Source organism: Streptomyces sp. NPDC004111, from assembly GCF_042874215.1.
Taxonomy (GTDB): domain Bacteria; phylum Actinomycetota; class Actinomycetes; order Streptomycetales; family Streptomycetaceae; genus Streptomyces.
This window is the reverse complement of sequence record NZ_JBIAMU010000002.1, coordinates 101,897-120,096: the sequence shown is the minus strand read 5'-3', so window position 1 is coordinate 120,096 and position 18,200 is coordinate 101,897. Positions and strand designations below refer to the sequence as shown.

The 18,200-nt window shown below is 75.0% G+C and carries 17 protein-coding genes and 1 tRNA gene; 8 read left to right on the top strand and 10 right to left on the bottom strand.

Translation table 11 applies throughout. The features are described 5' to 3' along the window. Positions 1–70 precede the first annotated feature (70 nt). From ACFYVL_RS05035 to ACFYVL_RS05025, 3 genes are all read right to left on the bottom strand, one after another. Positions 71–562 carry a DUF309 domain-containing protein gene (locus tag ACFYVL_RS05035; RefSeq protein ID WP_389241413.1) on the bottom strand — a complete coding sequence of 164 codons (492 nt, stop codon included), beginning with the start codon at positions 560–562 and terminating at the stop codon, positions 71–73. Between the two features lie 125 nt (positions 563–687). Next, positions 688–764 (bottom strand) — tRNA-Pro (locus ACFYVL_RS05030). An 89-nt stretch (positions 765–853) separates the two neighbouring features. Further along, positions 854–1,990, bottom strand: a complete 1,137-nt coding sequence (locus ACFYVL_RS05025; RefSeq protein ID WP_389241412.1) for a mechanosensitive ion channel family protein — start codon at positions 1,988–1,990, stop codon at positions 854–856. A 405-nt stretch (positions 1,991–2,395) separates the two neighbouring features. Here ACFYVL_RS05025 and ACFYVL_RS05020 point away from each other — a divergent pair, with 405 nt between their 5' ends. Continuing rightward, a complete protein-coding gene (locus tag ACFYVL_RS05020; RefSeq protein WP_389241411.1) occupies positions 2,396–2,908 on the top strand; it encodes a GNAT family N-acetyltransferase in 513 nt (170 codons plus the stop codon). Between the two features lie 46 nt (positions 2,909–2,954). Here the strand turns inward: ACFYVL_RS05020 and ACFYVL_RS05015 are convergent, their stop codons facing one another. After that, positions 2,955–4,316, bottom strand: a complete 1,362-nt coding sequence (locus ACFYVL_RS05015; protein WP_389241410.1) for an MFS transporter — start codon at positions 4,314–4,316, stop codon at positions 2,955–2,957. Next, the gene (locus tag ACFYVL_RS05010; RefSeq protein ID WP_389241409.1) at positions 4,313–5,020 is read right to left on the bottom strand and encodes an ArsR/SmtB family transcription factor; all 708 of its coding nucleotides are present in this window, start codon (positions 5,018–5,020) and stop codon (positions 4,313–4,315) included. Before ACFYVL_RS05010 ends, ACFYVL_RS05015 begins: the two co-directional genes overlap by 4 nt. Positions 5,021–5,103: 83 nt before the next feature. On the opposite strand from ACFYVL_RS05010, the gene ACFYVL_RS05005 reads away from it, so the two are divergent. Continuing rightward, complete coding sequence (locus ACFYVL_RS05005; RefSeq protein ID WP_389241408.1) at positions 5,104–5,799, top strand: GNAT family N-acetyltransferase; 696 nt, start codon at positions 5,104–5,106, stop codon at positions 5,797–5,799. Between the two features lie 15 nt (positions 5,800–5,814). On the opposite strand, the gene ACFYVL_RS05000 is transcribed toward ACFYVL_RS05005, so the two are convergent. Continuing rightward, positions 5,815–6,642: an alpha/beta fold hydrolase gene (locus tag ACFYVL_RS05000; protein WP_389241407.1), complete on the bottom strand. Its 828-nt coding sequence runs from the start codon at positions 6,640–6,642 to the stop codon at positions 5,815–5,817. Positions 6,643–6,852: 210 nt separating this feature from the next. Here ACFYVL_RS05000 and ACFYVL_RS04995 point away from each other — a divergent pair, with 210 nt between their 5' ends. The 4 genes from ACFYVL_RS04995 (at position 6,853) to ACFYVL_RS04980 (ending at position 10,785) form a co-directional block, all read left to right on the top strand. Then, complete coding sequence (locus tag ACFYVL_RS04995) at positions 6,853–7,626, top strand: GNAT family N-acetyltransferase (RefSeq protein ID WP_389241406.1); 774 nt, start codon at positions 6,853–6,855, stop codon at positions 7,624–7,626. A gap of 153 nt (positions 7,627–7,779) precedes the next feature. Further along, positions 7,780–9,024 carry a metallophosphoesterase gene (locus ACFYVL_RS04990; protein ID WP_389241405.1) on the top strand — a complete coding sequence of 415 codons (1,245 nt, stop codon included), beginning with the start codon at positions 7,780–7,782 and terminating at the stop codon, positions 9,022–9,024. A gap of 113 nt (positions 9,025–9,137) precedes the next feature. After that, positions 9,138–10,064: a VOC family protein gene (locus tag ACFYVL_RS04985; RefSeq protein WP_389241404.1), complete on the top strand. Its 927-nt coding sequence runs from the start codon at positions 9,138–9,140 to the stop codon at positions 10,062–10,064. 61 nt (positions 10,065–10,125) lie between these two features. Further along, positions 10,126–10,785 carry a C39 family peptidase gene (locus ACFYVL_RS04980; RefSeq protein ID WP_389241403.1) on the top strand — a complete coding sequence of 220 codons (660 nt, stop codon included), beginning with the start codon at positions 10,126–10,128 and terminating at the stop codon, positions 10,783–10,785. Positions 10,786–10,890: 105 nt separating this feature from the next. Here ACFYVL_RS04980 and ACFYVL_RS04975 read toward each other — a convergent pair whose 3' ends face one another. Together ACFYVL_RS04975 and ACFYVL_RS04970 are read right to left on the bottom strand one after the other, a co-directional pair. Then, positions 10,891–11,958, bottom strand: coding sequence for a serine hydrolase domain-containing protein (locus ACFYVL_RS04975; RefSeq protein WP_389241402.1), 1,068 nt, complete (start codon positions 11,956–11,958; stop codon positions 10,891–10,893). A 204-nt stretch (positions 11,959–12,162) separates the two neighbouring features. Then, positions 12,163–13,254: a MerR family transcriptional regulator gene (locus ACFYVL_RS04970; RefSeq protein WP_389241401.1), complete on the bottom strand. Its 1,092-nt coding sequence runs from the start codon at positions 13,252–13,254 to the stop codon at positions 12,163–12,165. A gap of 241 nt (positions 13,255–13,495) precedes the next feature. On the opposite strand from ACFYVL_RS04970, the gene ACFYVL_RS04965 reads away from it, so the two are divergent. Continuing rightward, entirely contained in the window at positions 13,496–14,326 is an 831-nt protein-coding gene (locus ACFYVL_RS04965; RefSeq protein WP_389241400.1) for a hypothetical protein, read from the top strand. A 4-nt stretch (positions 14,327–14,330) separates the two neighbouring features. Continuing rightward, positions 14,331–15,281: an aminoglycoside phosphotransferase family protein gene (locus ACFYVL_RS04960; RefSeq protein ID WP_389241399.1), complete on the top strand. Its 951-nt coding sequence runs from the start codon at positions 14,331–14,333 to the stop codon at positions 15,279–15,281. Between the two features lie 50 nt (positions 15,282–15,331). Here the strand turns inward: ACFYVL_RS04960 and ACFYVL_RS04955 are convergent, their stop codons facing one another. Both ACFYVL_RS04955 and ACFYVL_RS04950 read right to left on the bottom strand, forming a co-directional pair. Further along, the gene (locus tag ACFYVL_RS04955) at positions 15,332–15,958 is read right to left on the bottom strand and encodes an AAA family ATPase (protein ID WP_389241398.1); all 627 of its coding nucleotides are present in this window, start codon (positions 15,956–15,958) and stop codon (positions 15,332–15,334) included. A gap of 73 nt (positions 15,959–16,031) precedes the next feature. Beyond that, entirely contained in the window at positions 16,032–17,966 is a 1,935-nt protein-coding gene (locus tag ACFYVL_RS04950) for an ABC transporter permease (protein ID WP_389241397.1), read from the bottom strand. Between the last annotated feature and the right edge of the window lie 234 nt (positions 17,967–18,200).

Sequence of the window (18,200 nt, the reverse complement as noted above, 5' to 3'; positions counted from 1 at the left end):
CCGGGCGGAAGGCCGAACGGAAGACCTGGCGGCCCCGGGGCTCCGGCAGTCACGGCTGGACGCGGGCCGCTCAGCGGCGGCCCGCCAGCGCCGGCGCCTCGCCGACCGCGTCGACCGCGCCCGCCCCCGGCACCCGCTCCGCCAGCTCCCGCGCCCAGCGGACCAGCCCGTCGAGGTCGAGCCCGTGGGCCGGGCCCCGCTCCGCCGACCCGTAGGCGGCGAGCCCCGCCGCCCCCCGCAGCAGCAGCCGCGCCCCGCCCGTCGCGTTGCCCCGCGCCGCGTGCGTCAGCCCGACGGCCAGCTGGGCCATGGCCCGCCACAGCGCGGCCTCCTCCTCGGGGCCGGACTTCCACGCGTCCTCGAACACCTCGTGCGCGTGGAACGGCATCCCCGCGTCCAGCAGCCGCTGCGCCTCGCGCACCGTTGCGTCGGGGGAGCGCACCACCCCTTCGGGCTGCCGCTCCACCCCGGCACTTCCGTACGGCAACGGCCGGCCGAGCCCGTCACGGGGGCGGGCACTGCGCGCCCGCCCTTCGGTATCGCGGTCCCGTTCCCTGTCCATGCCCACCATTGTGCTGCCGGGCCAACGGACCGCGATGACCGCCCCGCGCCACGCTCCAGGGCCGGACGAACGCGGAAAAGGCCGTATCAGATTTCTCTGATACGGCCTCCGACCTGCGAAAACGCTGGTCGGGACGACAGGATTTGAACCTGCGACCCCTTGACCCCCAGTCAAGTGCGCTACCAAGCTGCGCCACGTCCCGGTGCGCGCTGACCTGGGGTTTCCCCTGGCTGAGCGCGCATGAGAACAATACCGCACCCTGAGGGGGAGTCCGAACCGCCCGCCCCGGTCTCAGGCGGACGGGCGCGCCGGGGCGTCGTCCGCGGCTCCGGCCGCCCGGCGCTGCCGGGGAATCCCCGGCACCACCTTCTCCAGGACGTCCCCCTGGTCACCGGGGGCCTCTCCCTGGATCACGGTCACGTTCCGGGCCGGGGCCGGGACCCGGATGCCCTCCGCCAGGTACCGCTGGTGCAGCCGTTTGATGAACTCGTGCTTGATCCGGTACTGGTCGCTGAACTCGCCGACGCCCAGGATCACCGTGAAGCCGATCCGGGAGTCCCCGAAGGTGTGGAAGCGGACCGCGGGCTCGTGCTCGGGCACCGCACCGGTGATCTCGCGCATCACCTCCTGCACGACCTCCGTCGTCACCTGCTCGACCCGCACCAGGTCGCTGTCGTAGGACACCCCGACCTGGACGTTGATCTGGAGCTCCTGCTCGGGGCGGCTGAAGTTGGTCATGTTCGTCCCGGCGAGCTGCACGTTCGGGATGATCACCAGGTTGTTGGAGAGCTGGCGCACGACCGTGTTGCGCCAGTTGATGTCCACGACGTACCCCTCTTCGCCGCTGCTGAGCCGGATGTAGTCGCCGGGGCGCACCGTCTTCGAGGCGAGGATGTGGACGCCCGCGAAGAGGTTGGCGAGCGTGTCCTGGAGGGCCAGCGCCACGGCCAGACCACCGACGCCGAGCGCGGTGAGCAGCGGGGCGATGGAGACCCCGAGGGTCTGGAGCAGGACGAGGAAGCCCATGGCCAGCACCACCACGCGCGTGATGTTGGCGAAGATGGTCGCCGAGCCCGCCACCCCGGACCGCGACTGCGCCACGGACCGCACCAGGCCGGTGGTGATCCTGGCCGCGGTGACGGTGCCCGCCATGATCAGGACCGCGATCAGCACCCGGTTGACGTTCTGGCCGGTGCGTTCGGTCAGCGGCAGCGCCGCCGCGCCGACGGCGAGACCGGCGGAGACCGCCGCCACCGGGATGAGGGTGCGCACCGCGTCGACGATGATGTCGTCGCCGCTCCACCGGGTGCGGCTGGCCCGCTCGCCCAGCCAGCGCAGGATCGCCCGCAGCAGGACCGCCGCGAGGAGACCGGCCGCCACGGCGATGCCGGCGACGATCAGATCGCCCAGTTCGAGGGAGCGCTTCATCGGCGTGCCCCCTGCGGCGACGGGAGCTGACGCACCGGCAGGATCCGCGCGCGCGTGCCGTGGGGCGGTCGGCCGGGTTCGCGCGAGGCGGGGGAGAAACGCCCCTGGGGGCGGCATATGTGAGGTGTCGTCACCTTGGTCACCTGCTCATTGAAGGTTGTGCGGGCACGTCGGGACACGGACGTGCCTGTGGCGCGAGCGTCATCCTGCCGCATGGGCCGCCCGTCGTATTCCGCCGCCCCCGCCGCACGCCCTTCACACCCCTCACACTCCGGTCACGGCCTGGTGTACAGCGGTGGGCCCGGAGTGGTACGCCGATGGCGGAGCGTGGAATTCCGGGAGTCGGCCGTCCGTGGGCGCCGTACTGCCCGCTGTACGGGGCGACAGGCGTCGTACGGTTTCGCCATGACCCAGACCGGTTCCGGGACGGCCCGGAAGCTCCGCCTGGCGGAGATCACCGCCGAGAACATCGATGCCGCGCTCTCCCTCGAAGTCCGCCCGGAGCAGGCGCACTTGGTGGCACCCGTGGTGAAGTCGCTCGCCGAGGCGTACGCCTTCCGGGAGCAGGCCTGGCCCCGGCTCGTCCTCGACGGGGAGCGGCCGGTGGCCTTCCTGATGGGCTTCTTCGACATCGACTTCGCCGACGGCGAGGGCACCACCGACCTCCGGTCCGGACTCTGGCGCCTCAACGTGGCCGCCGGTGAACAGGGCCGCGGATACGGCCGGTTCGCGGTCGGCGCGGTGGCCGACGAGATCCGCCGCCGCGGCGGCACCCGTCTGGTCACCTCCTGGGAACCGGGCGAGGGCGGCCCCGAGGGCTTCTACCTGGCGCTCGGCTTCCGGCTCACCGGCGACGAGAGCGAGGGGGAAGTGGTCGGCGAGCTGGATCTGGAGCAGTTCGCCCGATCGGGCCGCTGACCGGGGGCAGGCCGTCCGCGCACCGGAAATCCGGTGCGCGGGCCCGTCACAGGAGAGGCGCCTCGGCGCGTTCGGCCGGGGCGGTGTCCTTGGCGGGGGCCGGTGCGGCGGGGCGGCGCGTCCACAGCAGGGATCCCGCCGCCAGCGCCACGCCGCCGATCAGCCAGGGCAACGGCCCGACCCGAAGGGCGCCGAGCACCGGTCCGGCCAGCGCGAAGGACAGCTGGAGGGCCAGCGACTGCACGGACAGGGCGGTCGTGCGGCCCGCGCTGGTGACCCGGCGGTGCAGGAGTTCGTTCTGGTTGGGGCCGGCCGCTCCGATGCCGAGGTAGAGCAGGACGTACCCCGCGGCGGCGAGGGCCAGGGACAGCGGGCCGGTGGACCTCGCGGTGACCGCGAGCAGCAGCAGGCCCGCGGCGCCCGTGCCCAGGCTCACCAGGACCGCGCGCTCGCCGCCGCGGACGATGCGGGCGGCGAGCGGGGCCAGGGAGCTGCCGAGCGCGGAGGCGGCGAAGCCGGCGCAGGCGAGGACGGCGTAGAGTGCGGCCCCGGACTCTGGGGATCCGGTGATGAGAGCGGCCCGGTTCGGGGTGAGCAGTTCGATCGCGGAGAGTGCGACACCGCCCGCCGCCGCGGTCAGCAGGATCCGGCGTACCGTCACTTCGCGTACGCCCAGGCGCAGTCCGCCGCTGATCGTGGCCGGGACGCCGCGCAGGATGCCGCCCAGGGTCGCGGGCGCGCGGGGCGGTTCGCGCAGTGCGGACAGGACGTACAGCACGTAGATCGCGGTGACGGCCGCGCCGAGCAGCACCGGTACGGAGAGCGGGAGGACGAGCCCGCCGGTGGCGGTTTCCAGCCGTCCGGCGAGGCCGGGGACCAGATCGAGGAGCCATGGCGCAGCTCCGCCGCTCAGGGTGCCCACCGCCAGGGCCGCCGAGGTCGCGGCGCTGCCCCGGGAAAGTCCGCTGCGCAGTTCGCCGCCGGGGCCCGCGTGGGCCTGGACCGTGTCGACGTACCAGGCCTCGGCGGGGCCGCTGGACAGGGCGCGGGCGGTGCCCTTGAGCACCATGCCGACGACCAGCACCGCGTAGTTCGTACCCAGGGCGAGGAGGGTGAGGGCGGCCACGTTGAGCAGCCCGGAGGCGGCCAGTACGGGGCGACGGCCCAGGACGTCGGAGAGCCCGCCGGTGGGCAGTTCGAGCGCCGCGGCGGTGAGGGAGTGGACGGCGAAGAGGGCGGCGATGGCGGCCAGACCGTGGCCGCGGTCGGCGAAGAGGAGGATGCCGGAGACGGACAGCCCGACCGGCAGCCAGAACAGCACGCAGGCGAGGACGTAGCGGCGGGAGGCGGAGCGCAGCGCGGCAGAGGTGGCGGCGTCCGCGGTGTCCGGCGGGGCGGTCGCGGTCATGCGGCACCGTCCGGCAGGGCGGGGGCGGTGCTGCCGGGGTCGCCGCCGTCCCCGCCCTCTCCGTCGCTGTCGTCCGTTTCTCCCGCCGCGTCGCCCGGCCGGGTGCCGTGGGGTGCGAGCGGCAGCGCGGCGACTGCGATGACGACCTGCTCGGCCCCGGGGGCTCCGTCGTCGCGGGCCGTCAGTTCCGCCAGCTTGGCCTCGAAGGCCCGCCGCAGTTCCGTCAGTGACGCGGGGGTCAGCCGGGAGAACGAGTCGCTGATGCCGGACGGCTCGACCCACTGGGGGCCGAGCCGGCCCTCGGCCAGGTCGGCCTCGTTCTGGACGAGCGTGTTCTGCAGGTGTTCGAGCTGCCGCCGGTGGGCGAACGACATGAAGGCGCGGCCCTCGGAGGTGGCGCCCAGGGCGCTGTTGCTCCAGCTGGTGATCGCGTGCACGGATCGCCAGCGGCGCTCCCGCCCGTCCCGGTGCTCGGCCTCCGTGACGAACGCGTACTTCGCCAGGACCCGCAGGTGGTAGCTGGTGGAGGCGGACGACTCCCCGGTCCGCACGGCCAGCTCGCTCGCGGTTGCCGGTCCGTGCTGCCGCAGCAGGCCGAGCAGCCGGATGCGCAACGGGTGGGTGAGCGCCTTGAGGGCCGCCGCGTCCTTCGTGGGGTCGAGGACGCGGCGCGGGGGCTTTCCGGGGATCTCTTCCTTGGCCATGTTCCGGAGCGTAGGGCGGCCGGAGACTTTCCAAAAGTATTTTTGCAGAAGTTTTTTTGGAAAGTTCTGAGTAGGGTCGGCGGATGCGTATCTACGGGCCGGACGTGGCCGAAGTGGCGGCAGGGCTGGTCGACGCCTACGACGAGATCTTCTCCGCACCGCCCTGGAACGAGAGCGCCGGAGCCGCCGAGGAGTACGCGCGGCGGCTCGACGCCGACCGGCTGCGCCCGGGGTTCCTGGCGGTCGTCGCGGGCCGGGGGGAGGCCGTGGACGGTTTCGCCACGGGCTGGACCACCCCCGACCCGTTCCCGGCCGAGCGCTCCTTCGGGCGGGTCGCGGCCCAGCTCGGACCCCGCAGGACGGCCCGCCTCCTGACGGGTGCCTTCCAGATCGACGAACTCGCGGTACGGGAGCGGGCCCGGCGCACCGGACTCGGCCGCCGCCTGCTGGACGCCGCCCTGTCGGCCGCGGCCACGGCTTCCGGCGGTGCGGCCGCGCCCACTGCGGTCACTGCCCCCGGCGGCCCGCCCGCTCCGGCCCCGGCTCCCGGCGGCCCGCCTGCTCCCGCTCCGGCCCTGGCCCCCGGCGCGCCGCCGGCCGCCTCCGCCGACCGGCGCGCCTGGCTGCTCACCGACCGCAAGGCGGATGCCGCCGTGGCCTTCTACCGGCGGTGCGGCTGGCACGAAGTGGTGCCGCTGCCGGGCGCCGAAGGCGGCAACGTCGTCGTCTTCCTCGCGCCGGGCCACCCGGACGCCGCACTGGCCGGGGACGCCCGGTGACCCCTCCGCGACCGCTCAGCCGGTGAGCACCTTCCGCAGCGCGTCGGCGAAGTCCCGCGGTGCGCCCAGGAACCCGCCGTGGTCGCCCGGGAACTCGACCGGCTGCGTGCCGAGCCGGTCCGCCAGCGCCGTCGAGGTCCGGTACGTCGCCAGGTGCCCCGACTCCGCGCCGATCCCGACGACGATCCGCGACGGGCCGGACGTCAGGGCCGGAATGTCGGGCAGATAGCGGGTGGTGCCGAGGAGCTCGTGCGCGAAGAAGCGCTCGCTGTTGGCCAGGTCCTGGGCGGACGGCTGGGCGGACGGCTCAGCCACCGGCGCTCCGTCGTCCTCCCCGTCCCCGGTGTCGAAGCCCGCGGCGGACATGAACTTCGCCCAGGCGGCCCCCACTCCGTCCCGGTGGTAGGTGGCGACGATGTCGTCCACCTCGGCGTGCCTGGCCGCCGCGTCGGGGAGCAGCCCGAACAGCGGCGGCTCGTGCGCGACCAGCGTCCGCACCCGGCCCGGGTGCCGCACCGCCAGGGCCAGCCCGGTGACCGCGCCCCCGCTGCTGCCGAACACGTCGGCGGAACCGGCGCCGAGCGCGACCAGCAGCGCGGCGACGTCGTCCGCGCGCAGCTCGGGGGTCGAGTCCTGGGCGGGGTCGTCCAGGGCGCTGCGGGAGATGCCCCGGGGGTCGTGCGTGACGACGGTCCGGTCGCTCGCCAGCGCGTCGGCGAACGGAGCGAAGTGCGAGGCGTCCATGGGTGATCCCACCACGAGCAGCAGCGGCCCGTTGCCGCGCACCTCGTAGTACAGGCGCCCGCCGGAGACGGGCAGCGTGTGGGTGGAGGGAGAAGGCATGACGGAGAGTCCTTCCGTGAGAGCCGGCCGCGCGGGTGCGGCGGCCAAGGGTGGACCGCGCGAGCCGCCGGAACTCATCGGTGCACTGCCAACTGGCTTCGATCCAGCGGCTGTTGTCCTGTCAGGGTGGCACGGGGGACGGTCCTCGGCCCTGGCGGTGGGCCGGATTTCGGGGGGTGCCCGCCGCGCCCGCTGCGTAGGCTCCCGCCCATGCCGCACCCCGAGCTCGCCCGCATCTACGCCTTCCTGGTGGCCTTCGACCGCCGCCGGGCCGGCCGCACCGTCGACGTTCCCGGCGCTTTCGCCGTGTTCGACGAGGAGTTTCCCGCCTCCCACGGGGACAACCACCTGGTGCTCCCCGGCCCCGTCGCCGACCCGGAGCGGCTGCCGGTCCTCGCCGACAAGGTGCTCGGCCATCTGTCGCACCGCACCGTGTACGTCTACGACGAGGAGAGCGGCGCCGCGTGCGTGGATCCGATGACCCGGGCCGGGTACGAGCACTCACGCGATCTCGTCATGCTGCACACCGGCCCCGTGCCCGACGGGCCGGACGCGCGACGGGCCGGGCCCGTGGGCCTCGACGACCTCCGGGACCCGCTCACCGACAGTCTCCACAGCTTCCTGCCGGGCGTGGGCGCCGAGGTGGTCCGCCAGCTCGTCGAGCGCCGCGAGTCCCGCCGCCGGGGCGCCGACACCGTCCACTTCGTGGCCTCCCGTACGGCCGCGGGCGAGGTCGCCGCCTGGGCCGACCTCTATCTGGACCCGGCCGGGGGCATCGCCCAGATCGAGGACCTGACCACCGCGGAGGCCCACCGCCGGCGCGGTCACGCGGACGCGGTCGTCGCCACCGCCCTGCGGACGGCCGCCGAAGCGGGCTGCCGCACCCGGTTCCTGATCGCCGACGCGGACGACTGGCCGCGCGACTGGTACGTCCGCAGGGGGTTCACCGTCATCGGCCTCTGGCGCTGCTTCCAGCGCGACTGAACGGAAGCGGCCGATCCGGTGCGCCCGCCCGGTGCGAGCGGCCCGGCACCGCCGGTCAGGCCCCCGTACGATCACAAAGTCGCCGCGACACCTCCGCCGGTTGTTCGCTCTTTCGTCGCCCTACCTACCGGTCACTTGTGGGAAAACGCTCCCATGTGCGATGACGAGCTGATCCCGCCCCGGGCGGACCTGACCGAAGAGCAGTGGCTGCGGGCCGACCCGGATCTGGCCCAGGGGCCGGTGGGCGAACGGGTACGGGCCATGAGCGCGGTTCGCCGCCGGGCCCTGCTGGGCGGGGCGGTGGCCGGAGCCGCGCTGGCGGTGCTGCCCGGCGCGGGCACCGCCGAGGCCCGCCCGGCCGGAGCGCCGAGGGCCGGGGCACCGGACGCGGAGAAGTACCCGTTCCCCGAACACCCCAACGCGGCGGGCGAGTTCACCGTACTGATCACCGGGGACGCGGGCACCGGCGAGGAGGCCCAGCACGCCGTGGCCACCGCCGCCCGGGAGATCTGCCGCACCGAGGGCATCGGCCTGGCCGTCGGACTCGGCGACAACATCTACGAGAACGGCCCCGAGTCCGACCACGACTCCGAGTTCCAGAGCAAGTTCGAGGAGCCCAACACCGGGATCGACATCCCGTGGCTGATGGTCCTCGGCAACCATGACTGCTCGGGGCTGTTCCCCGGCAGCGGCGGCGACCCCTCGCGCGGCGACCGCGAGGTCTCGTACGCCAGATCCTCCCGGCGCTGGTACATGCCGAGCCGCTACTACCGCGCGGCACTGCCCGCGGGCGGCGCCGACCCGCTCGTCGAGTTCTTCGCCCTGGACACCAACCCGGTCGCCTCCACCGTCACCCAGGTCGACCCGTACTACCAGTGGAACGGCCCCTACATGAAGGCCCAGCGCGAGTGGCTCGACGGTGCGCTGGCCGCCTCCGGGGCGCGCTGGAAGGTGGTCCTCGGCCACCACCCGTACCTCAACAACGGGAAGCACGGCAGCGCCGGTTCCTACGACGGCTTCCTGGTCGGCCACTACACGCGCGGCATCCACCTCAAGGAGCTGTACGAGGAGGTGGTGTGCGGGCGCGCCGACCTGATCCTCTCCGGCCACGACCACACCCTCCAGCTCCTGGAGCCCACCGCGCGCACCGCCGGCACCCGGCAGATCGTCTGCGGCGCCGCCGCCAAGTCGGGCGACGGCAAGGCGCATTCCAGCCACCCCGCGACGTGGCAGAACTTCTCGGACCACGGCTTCATGGTCCTGCGGGTCTCCGACCGGGCGATGACCGTCGACGCGTACACGGTCGACGTCCCCACCCGCACCGCACGTCTCGCGCACCGCACCAGGACCACCGCCCCGGTGGCGGCCGGGCGCACGGCGGTGGGCGCCGGGAAGTAGCGGAATCCGGCCGATGCTTTTCGGCACAAGTGTGCGAACGATGCGCAACTGCGCGGGACTTGCGCGTACAGTCCGGCGGTGTTCCGACACACAAGTGGCGAGGAGTGCCTCCCGTGACGTCCGTGGTCCAGCACATCACCATCGGGTGCACCGATCCGTACGAGCCGTACGAGATCGCCGAGTTCTGGAGCGAGGCGCTCGGGACCGGGGTCGACGCGCTGGACGCACCGGGTGACGACAGCGTGGCACTGGTGCCGGCGGCGGGGCTGCCGGCCCTGGTGTTCGTACGCGGCACGGAGAAGAAGTCGGAGCGGGGCGGGGTGCTCCTCAGCCTGCGGCCGACGGGCACGCGCGACGAGGAGGTCCGGCGGCTGACCGCGCTCGGGGCCGGCGTCGTCGCCGGGTGCCCCGAGGCGGCGGACAGCGGCTGGGTGCTCCTCGCCGACCCGGCGGGCAACGAGTTCCGGGTCGGTCCGGGGACGCGGGAGCGGGCGGGCGGCGGGCAGCCGCGGTCCGCGGCCGAGGGGGCGCCGGGGGGCGTCGCCGTCGGGGACGCCGCCGCGCGCCCCGCGACCCCGCACGCGGCGACGGCGGGCCCCGTCGTCGAAGGGGCCGCCACTGGCGCGGAGCGTGCCGTCGGAGGTTCCGGCGTGCCGCGCGCCGTCGTGCTGCGCCGTACCGAAGAGGGCTACCGGGGCGTGCAGGGCGGCACCTTCACCCAGGGAGTCTCCGCCGAGACCGTCGACACCGAGGCGCTCTGCCTGCACGAGGTGCGGATCCCGCCGTACACCCGCGGCGAACCGCACGTCCACGCGGGCCACGAGTCCGCCATCTACGTCATCAGCGGCCGGCACGAGATCCACCACGGCGAGGGCCTCGCCGCCCGCGACGAACTCGGCCCCGGCGACATGGTCTTCATACCGGCCGACACCCCGCACATGCCGGTCACCGGCGACGAACCCGTGCACTGCATCGTCGCCCGCACCGACCCGCGCGAACAGGAGTCGGTCCACCTGCTGAGGGACGCCCTGCGCGCCTGACCGCCCCCGCCGCACGACCCCGCTCCACCGCACGCGCGGGCGCATGGCAGAGTGCGGACCCATGCCCGCGAACATCACAGCACCCGCGACCACCCCCGGGACCGGCACCGTCCACCAGGTGCCCTACCACTCCCAGTGGGCCTCGCCCGGACTCGTCCCCGCGATCCTCGCGGGCGACCTGCCCGCCGCCGAGGACCCGCGGTGGCGGAGCTACGGAGCCGCCTCGCCCGAGGAGTACGAGTGGTGGTCCTGGCGGTTGTGCGGCGTGGCCTGCCTGCGTATGAGCCTGGGCCACTGGGGGCTGCCCGTCCCCTCCGCCATGGAGCTGGCCGCCGCGTGCGAGGCCGCGGGGGCGTACGTGCGCCGCGCGGACGGCGGGCTCGACGGGCTGATCTACGCGCCGTTCGCCCGGTACGTCGAGGCCAACTGGCCCCTGACCGCCGAGTGCCGGCCCGAACTGCCCGCCGCGGAACTGCCCGCACTGCTCGCCCAGGGGCACCTGGTGATGCTCTCGGTGCACCCGTCGGTCCGCGAACCGGCCTCGGCCGACCCGCCCCGCCGCGGCGGCCACCTCGTGCTCGCGGTCGGTGCCACCCCCGAGGCGGTACTGGTGCACAACCCGTCCGGCTTCCCCGGCCACTCGCAGGAGTTCGCCCCCGTCCCGTGGACCGACCTGGACCGCTTCTACGCGGGCAGGGGCGTGGTCCTCGGCAAGGCGTAGGCACCGCCCGCCCCACCGCCCAGCCCTGCCCGGTCCGCCCCCGCCCTGCCCGGTCCGCCGCGCCCGCCGGGGGAGGGCCGGGCCCGCGCTCCCCGCCCTTGATGATCAGCCTTCGTGCAGCACCAGGCGGGAGCCCAGCGTGTCGACCTCGCGATCGGTGTTCGACAGGACCGCGACGGCGCGCCCCCGGGCCCGGTCGAAGCCGACGAAGGACCGGGAGCCGCCGGTCGCCCCGTTGTGCCAGGTCATCTGCCGGCCGTCCCGGTTCAGGGTCAGCCAGCCCAGACCGACGCGGTTCGCGCCCTCCGCGGCGAAGCGCGGCCGGGCGGCGTCCGCGCCGGGCGCCCGCCCCTCCAGTACGGCGCCCAGCAGCCGGGCCAGATCCCGCGCGGTCGACAGCACACCCACCCCCGCGGGCGCGTACCCCGGCGAGACCCAGGGGGCGACGGCCCGCCCGTCCTGCCGGTGCGGCACCGCGCACTCGGCGTCCACGCCCGCCCGGCGCACCACCGTCGCCGCCATCCCGAGCGGTTCGAGCAACTCCCGCTCCAGCAGCACGGCATAGCGCTCCTCACCGTTCCCCGTGGGCGCCGCCGCCTCGGCCAGCGCGTGGCCCAGGAGGGCCATGCCCATGTTGGAGTAGGCGAACTCGCCGCGCGGACCGGCGGGCGCCGCGCGCAGTGCCCGCCGCAGGAAGTCCTCCCGGCCCATGCCCCGGTACGGGTCCCGGCCCCGGGCGACATCGAGGGAGAGACGCAGGTTCGCGACGGGGGAGCCGCGCAGCAGCCTCGGCAGCCCCGAACGGTGCGAGGCCAGCTCGGCCGGCGTGACCGAGCCCGTCGTGCCGTTCGTGAACCTGCGGCCGGCCAGCAGCTCGGCCACCGGCTGCTCCGGCGAGACGGTCCCCGCAGCGGCCAGCGAGGCGAGCAGCATGCCCGTGAGGACCTTGGTCGCCGAGCCGATCTCGAAGGCGGTGTCCGGCGAGACGGCCGCCCCGGCGCGCCCCGTGCCGAGCCCCGCGAACCGGACGCCGTCCGTCTCCACCAGGGCTACGGACAGCGAGTGGTGGCCGCCGGGGCCGCCCGACTCCCGCTCGACCAGCTCGGCGAGTTCGGGGTCGCCGCTGCGCAGCTCCGGTGTCCAGCGGGCGTCCTCGTCCGCGGCGTCGTTCATGTTCCCGTGCTCCCGTTCCGGTACTTCCGCGGCCGTCGCGGAACACCTGCGCGTACGGGCGGGCCCAAGAACCGTTCTCCCGGGCCCGCCCCTTCGCACCGAAATCCTAGGCACGGGCGGCGACGCACCCGCCGCCCCGGTCCTCCCCGCTTCCCGGTCTTCCCCGCTTCCCGGTCCTCCTCGCGTCCGGGTCTCCCCGCGGGCTCAGCTCTCCCGGTGGAGCACGTCCGCGACGACACAGCTGACGTTGTCGGGCCCGCCCGAGGCGTTCGCCCGGGAGACGAGGGCGCGCACCGCCGCCTCCGGGTCCTCGACGGTGCCGAGCACCTCGCGGATCACCTCGGCGGGCACCACCGAGGACAGGCCGTCGGAGCAGAGCAGATAGCGGTCCCCGGGCAGGGCGTCCCGCAGCCGGGTGTCGGCGACCGCCGCCGTGTCCGCGCTGCCCGTCAAAGCCCGCACCAGTATGGCCCGTTGGGGATGGGACGCGGCCTCGGCCGGAGTCAGCCGGCCCTCGTCGACCAGCGACTGCACCACGGAGTGGTCGTGGGTGATCTGGAACAGGCCGCCGCCGCGCAGCAGATAGGCGCGCGAGTCCCCGATGTGCACCAGGGCCAGCTGCGACCCGGTCCACAGCAGCGCCGTGAGGGTGGTGCCCGCCGGCCCGCTCGTCTCCTCGCCCTCCGCGTCCCGGTTCACCCCGCGCACTGCCAGGTCCGCCCGCCGGACGGCCTCCTCCAGTGCGTTGAGCAGATTGCCCGCCGGGACGGTGCCGCTCTCCAGCGGCCTGAGCGCGTCGACGGCGGCGGCCCCGGCGGGCGCCCCGGCCGGCCCGTACCCGTCGGCGACGGCGAACAGCCGTCCGCCCGCGTGCACGGTGTCCTGGTTGGTCTCCCGAACCAGGCCGGTGTCGGACAGGGACGCGTAACGGATCTCCAGGGGCGGTGCGGTACTCATCACGGTTTCCTCCTGCGAGAGATGACCGATCAGGAAGGAGGCGAGGTCCCGGCGGGCCGCGGTGTCGGACTCGACGCCGGCCCAGTACTCCCGCACCTCCGCGGCGGCACCGGCCGCGTCCAGGGCACAGACGTGCCGGATGCGTGCCAGCGGCATCCCGAGCCTGCGCAGCCAGGCCACCAGCCGCGCCCGGTCCAGCTGCTCGGGGGCGTAGAAGCGGTAGCCGGTGTCCGGGTCGACCCGGGCGGGCGGCAGCAGCCCCAGCTCGTCGTACAGGCGCAGCGCCTTGGGCGACAGCCGGGACGCCTTCGCGAACGCGCCGATGGGCAGCAGCCCCATGCCCGTCCCCTCCCGTGCCGCGGTCCCCGCACCCGTTTCCCTCTCGGACCGGGCGTGCCGCCCGGCACGACCGATGCTGGGGTCTGCCCCAAGGGCAAGGTCAAACCCTCCGCACCGGCCAGTCTCCCCCGGTGGGGGAGCGGCGGGCCGGCGGGGGCCGCAGCACGGTCCCGCCGCCCCGGGGCGGGCCCCCGCGCGGTTCCTCGTTAGGGTGAACGTCCGTCACCCGAGGAGTCCCGCCGTGCCCGCCCGTCCCCGCCTGCTGTACGTCACCGATCTCAGCTACCCGGCCCGTGGCCGCCGCTACTGCGACGAGGACATCGCACTGTCCGCACGCCTGCGCGCGGACTTCGACATCGCCCTGTGCCACCCGTTGGACGCCGCGGCGCTGATGGGCACCTTCGACGCGGTCGTGGTCCGCAACAGCGGCCCCGTACTGCACTACCAGCAGGAGTACGAGGCCTTCCGCGCCCGCGCCCTGCGCGACGGCGTGCCGGTCTACAACCCGCTGCACGGCCGGGGCGACATGGCGGGCAAGCAGTACCTCCTCGACCTCACCGCCGCCGGGCACCCGGTCATCCCCACCGTCGACAGCCCCGAGCAGGTGGCCGCGCTGCCCGACAGCGAGCTGTACGCGGTCAAGCCGAAGGCCGGGGCGGACTCGGTCGGCCTGGAGTTCCTCCCGCGCGCACGGCTGGCCGGGCTCGACGGCGGCGACCTGCTGATCCAGCCGCGCGTCGACTTCCGGTACGAGGTGTCGTTCGTCTACGTCGACGACGCCTTCCAGTACGCGCTGCACGCCCCGGACCCCGAGCGCCGCTGGGAACTCGTACCGTACGAACCCACCGGGGCCGACCTCGACTTCGCCGGGCGCTTCATCGACTGGAACACCCTCGACCACGGCATCCAGCGCGTCGACGCCTGCCGCACCCGGGACGGCGAACTCCTGCTGGTCGAACTGGAGGACCTCAACCCCTACCTCTCGCTCGACCGCCTCCCCGACGACCGGGCCCGCGCGTCCTTCGCCACCGCGCTCGCCGGTTCCCTGCACCGCTTCCTGGACGCCGGGTGACCTGGTGATCCGGGTACCGGAGGAGTTCGCACGGGCCACCGTCGCGCGCGAGGGCGAGGCGGGCCGCGACTGGCTCGCCACCCTGCCCGGCCTGCTGTCCGCGCTCCTGGAACGCTGGAACCGCGTGCCCGCGGCCCCGGCCACGCACGGCCAGGTCGGCGTCGTGCTGCCGGTCCGGCGCGCCGGGGCGGACCGGCGCGGTGGAGCGGGCACGAACGGGGAGCGCACCGGGGAGGAGGGGGCCGACGCCGTCCTCAAGGTCTCCTTCCCGCACCCCGGCAACGACCACGAGCCGGACGCCCTCGCCGCCTGGGCCGGCCACGGCGCCGTCACCCTCCTCCGGCGGGACGACGCCCACTACGCGATGCTCCTGGAGCGGGCCGGACCCGCGTCGCTGGCCACCCTTGCCGACACCGAGGAGGCCATCACCCGGGCCGGACGGCTGGCCCGCCGCCTCGCCGTCCCCGCACCGCCCGGACCGCCCCGGCTGAGCGACGCGACGGGGGAGTGGGCCGAGCAGCTCCGCAAGGACGCCGACCGGCTGCCCGACCCGCTGCCGGCGTACCTCGTCGACGCCGCCCTCGCCACCCTGGACGAACTCGGCCCCGACCAGCCGGACACCTTCGTCCACGGCGACCTGCACTTCGCCAACGTGCTGCGCTCCCACCGCGAACCCTGGCTGGCCATCGACCCCAAGGGCCTCGTCGGCGACCCCGCCTACGACTCGCTCACCCTGCTGCGCACCCGACCCGCCGAACTCCTCGCCGCCGCGGACCCGGGGGCGGCCGTGCTGCGCAGGCTGGCCGTCTTCGCGGACGCCGCCGAGGTCGACCGCGAACGGGCCCGCCGCTGGGCGCAGTTCCGCGCGGTCGAGGCCGCCCACTGGGGCAGGGCGCACGGGGAGCCGGCCGAACTGGTCCGGCTCACCGACGCGCTCGCCGCACTCCTCACCTGACCCCCACCAGCCACCGGGCCGCGCCGCCGGTCAAGGGGCCGGACCCCCGCTCACCGGGCCACGGCCCCGCCGTCCAGCTCCGTGCGGACGAACCGCACCCGCGCGCCGACGTCCACGCAGGGCAGCTCCACCGGTTCGTACCCGTACCGCGTGTACGTCTCCACCATCGCCTCGTACGTGCGGACCGCCTCGGCGAACGACTGCCTGCGCTCGGCGTCCCGTACGTAGATCTCCTCCCACGGCGGGGCCACCAGCACCCGTCCGCGGTAGCGGAACCGCCGTGCGGCGGCGTCCAGATGGGCCGGCACCGGCAGCCCCTCCAGACGCAGGTATCCCACCGTGTCGGGGACGCCCCGGTCGAACACCACCGGTCCCGCGAGCCGCCCCGCCAGTTCGTAGCTGCGCAGCTCCCAGCCGAGCATCAGTTCCGCGAACAGCGCCCGGTCCGCCCACGGCAGCCCCGGCCCGCCGATCGCCGACTGCCCCTGGATGACCCCGCGTCCCGCCTCCTGGGAATGGGCGAACCCCTCCCGCGCCAGTGCCTCGATCAGGGTGCTCTTGCCGGAGCCCGGCCCACCGGTGACGACGACGTACCGGTCCGGGTCCACCGGAGCGCCGTCGCCGGACGCGGGGTCGACACGTGTGCTGCCCGCGGGTGCGGTCGTGGAGGAAGTCATGCCCCGAACATAGGGCGTGGCACAGGGCGCTTCAGAGCGCGACCACCGTCCATAGGGCGTGGCACAGGGCGCGTCAGAGCGCGACCACCGTCACCTCGGTCGCCTTCACGCTCGTCCAGACCGGCACCCCGTCCACCAGCCCCAGCTCGGCCGCGGCCTGCGGGGTGACCTCCGCGACCAGGTCGGGGGCCTCGTCCGAGGCGATCAGCAGACGCAGCCGGCTGCCGCTGGAGGTGACCTCGCGGACCGTTCCCGGCCACACGTTGCGGGGGCTGCCCGCGGGCTTCTCACGGTGCACGGAGACGGCCTCGGGCGCGATGATGGCCAGCGCCTCCGCACCGCCCGGCGGCGGATCGGCCACCACCAGCAGACCGCCCCCGGGCAGCCGCAGCCCGCCGTCCGACGCGGTGCCCGGCCAGGCGTTGCGGCCGAGCATCCGGGCCACCCACGGCGAGCGCGGGTGACGGGCCACCTCGGCGGGCGGCGCGTCCTGGAGGACGACACCCGCGTCCAGGACCAGGATCCGGTCGGCCAGCGACACCGCCTCGACCGGGTCGTGGGTGACGATCAGACAGACCCCGCCGAACCCCTCCAGATGCCTGCGCAGGGTGTGCCGCACCCGGCCCCTGGTGGTCTGGTCCAGGGCGGAGAGCGGCTCGTCCAGCAGGAGCAGCCGGGGCCGGGACGCCAAGGCCCTGGCGAGCGCGATCCGCTGGGCCTGACCGCCGGACACCTCGGCGGGCCTGCGGTGCGCCAGCGAGCCCACCCCGAGCCGGTCCAGCCACTCCTGGGCGCTGCGCCTGGCCTCCGCGCGCGGCACGCCCCGGGCCCGCAGCCCGTACGCCGTGTTGCCCAGCGCGCTCAAGTGCGGGAACAGCGCCCCGTCCTGCGGCACCCACGCGACCCCCCGGCGGTGCGGCGGCAGCGCGGTGACATCGGTGCCGCCCAGGACCAGCGGGGCCGCGGTGGCGCGGGAGGTGAGGCCGAGGAGGGCGCGCAGGAGGGTGGTCTTGCCCGCCCCGTTGGGGCCGACGACGGCGATGGTGGTGCCCGCGGGGGCGTCCAGGGTGAGCCGGTTGAAGCCGGTGACGGCGGTGTGCAGCGGCCAGTGCCCGGTGGCCGGGGGCGCGGGGGGAGCGGCCGTCGCCACCGAGGTGTCCGGCTCGGGCGGGGCGGCCCTGCGCGCTGCCGGGGCCTGCGGGGTTCCCGTCCAGCGCCCGCGCAGCGCGATCAGCACCGCCATCGCGATGACGAGCAGCAGCAGGGACACCGAGGTCGCGGCCTCGGGACGTTCCTGGAGCAGCAGATAGACCTGGAGCGGCAGCGTCTGGGTGGAGCCCGGCAGATTGCCCGCGAAGGTGATCGTGGCGCCGAACTCGCCCAGCGCCCGCGCCCAGGTGAGCGCCGCTCCCGCGATCAGTCCCGGGGCCACCATGGGCAGCGTCACGGTGAAGAACACCCGCACCGGCGAGGCCCCCAGCGAGGCCGCCGTCTCCTCGTACCGGGGCCGCAGCCCGCCCAGCGCCCCCTCCAGGCTGATCACCAGGAACGGCATCGCGACGAACGTCGCCGCCACCACCGCCCCCGTCGTCTGGAACGGCAGGGTGAGCCCGAAGGTGTCCTCCAGCCACGGCCCGAGCACCCCCCGCCGCCCGAACGCGAGCAGCAGCGCCACCCCGCCCACCGTCGGCGGCAGCACCATCGGCAGCAGCACCAGCGACCGCACGAACGCCTTGCCGGGGAAGTCCGTCCTGGCCAGCAGCCAGGCGAGCGGCACCCCGAGCAGCAGGGAGAGCCCGAGCGCCCAGAACGACACGACGAGCGAGAGCTTGAGCGCCTGGACGACCTCCGGGCTCGACAGGTGCGCGCCCAGTTCGCCCCACGAGGTACGGGTCAGGATCCCGATCAGCGGCAGCAGCAGGAACGCCACGGCCAGCAGGGCCGGGACCGCCAGGGCCACGGGGGTACGGGCGCCCGCGGTGCGGGGGCGGGGGCGAAGACGTGTCATCGGCGGTTCCTGGATTCGTCGGACGTACGGGTCCTGCCGGCGTCCACTCTCGTACGTCCGCGGGGGAGCGCCGTGCACCGCGCGCCGGGGCGGACGGACCCCGGCGCACGGCGGCCGGTGGGGCGGGACGGTGCCCGCGCGGCCGGTGGGGCGGGACGGTGCCCGCGCGGCCGGTGGGGCGGGACGGTGCCCGCGCGGCCGGTGGGGCGGGACGGTGCCCGCGCGGCCGGTGGG

Coding starts and splice junctions, on each gene's coding strand:
- ACFYVL_RS05035 (WP_389241413.1), bottom strand. CDS start 562: ATGGACAGGGAACGGGACCGCGATACCGAAGGGCGGGCGCGCAGTGCC.
- ACFYVL_RS05025 (WP_389241412.1), bottom strand. CDS start 1,990: ATGAAGCGCTCCCTCGAACTGGGCGATCTGATCGTCGCCGGCATCGCC.
- ACFYVL_RS05020 (WP_389241411.1), top strand. CDS start 2,396: ATGACCCAGACCGGTTCCGGGACGGCCCGGAAGCTCCGCCTGGCGGAG.
- ACFYVL_RS05015 (WP_389241410.1), bottom strand. CDS start 4,316: ATGACCGCGACCGCCCCGCCGGACACCGCGGACGCCGCCACCTCTGCC.
- ACFYVL_RS05010 (WP_389241409.1), bottom strand. CDS start 5,020: ATGGCCAAGGAAGAGATCCCCGGAAAGCCCCCGCGCCGCGTCCTCGAC.
- ACFYVL_RS05005 (WP_389241408.1), top strand. CDS start 5,104: ATGCGTATCTACGGGCCGGACGTGGCCGAAGTGGCGGCAGGGCTGGTC.
- ACFYVL_RS05000 (WP_389241407.1), bottom strand. CDS start 6,642: ATGCCTTCTCCCTCCACCCACACGCTGCCCGTCTCCGGCGGGCGCCTG.
- ACFYVL_RS04995 (WP_389241406.1), top strand. CDS start 6,853: ATGCCGCACCCCGAGCTCGCCCGCATCTACGCCTTCCTGGTGGCCTTC.
- ACFYVL_RS04990 (WP_389241405.1), top strand. CDS start 7,780: ATGTGCGATGACGAGCTGATCCCGCCCCGGGCGGACCTGACCGAAGAG.
- ACFYVL_RS04980 (WP_389241403.1), top strand. CDS start 10,126: ATGCCCGCGAACATCACAGCACCCGCGACCACCCCCGGGACCGGCACC.
- ACFYVL_RS04975 (WP_389241402.1), bottom strand. CDS start 11,958: ATGAACGACGCCGCGGACGAGGACGCCCGCTGGACACCGGAGCTGCGC.
- ACFYVL_RS04970 (WP_389241401.1), bottom strand. CDS start 13,254: ATGGGGCTGCTGCCCATCGGCGCGTTCGCGAAGGCGTCCCGGCTGTCG.
- ACFYVL_RS04955 (WP_389241398.1), bottom strand. CDS start 15,958: ATGACTTCCTCCACGACCGCACCCGCGGGCAGCACACGTGTCGACCCC.
- ACFYVL_RS04950 (WP_389241397.1), bottom strand. CDS start 17,966: ATGACACGTCTTCGCCCCCGCCCCCGCACCGCGGGCGCCCGTACCCCC.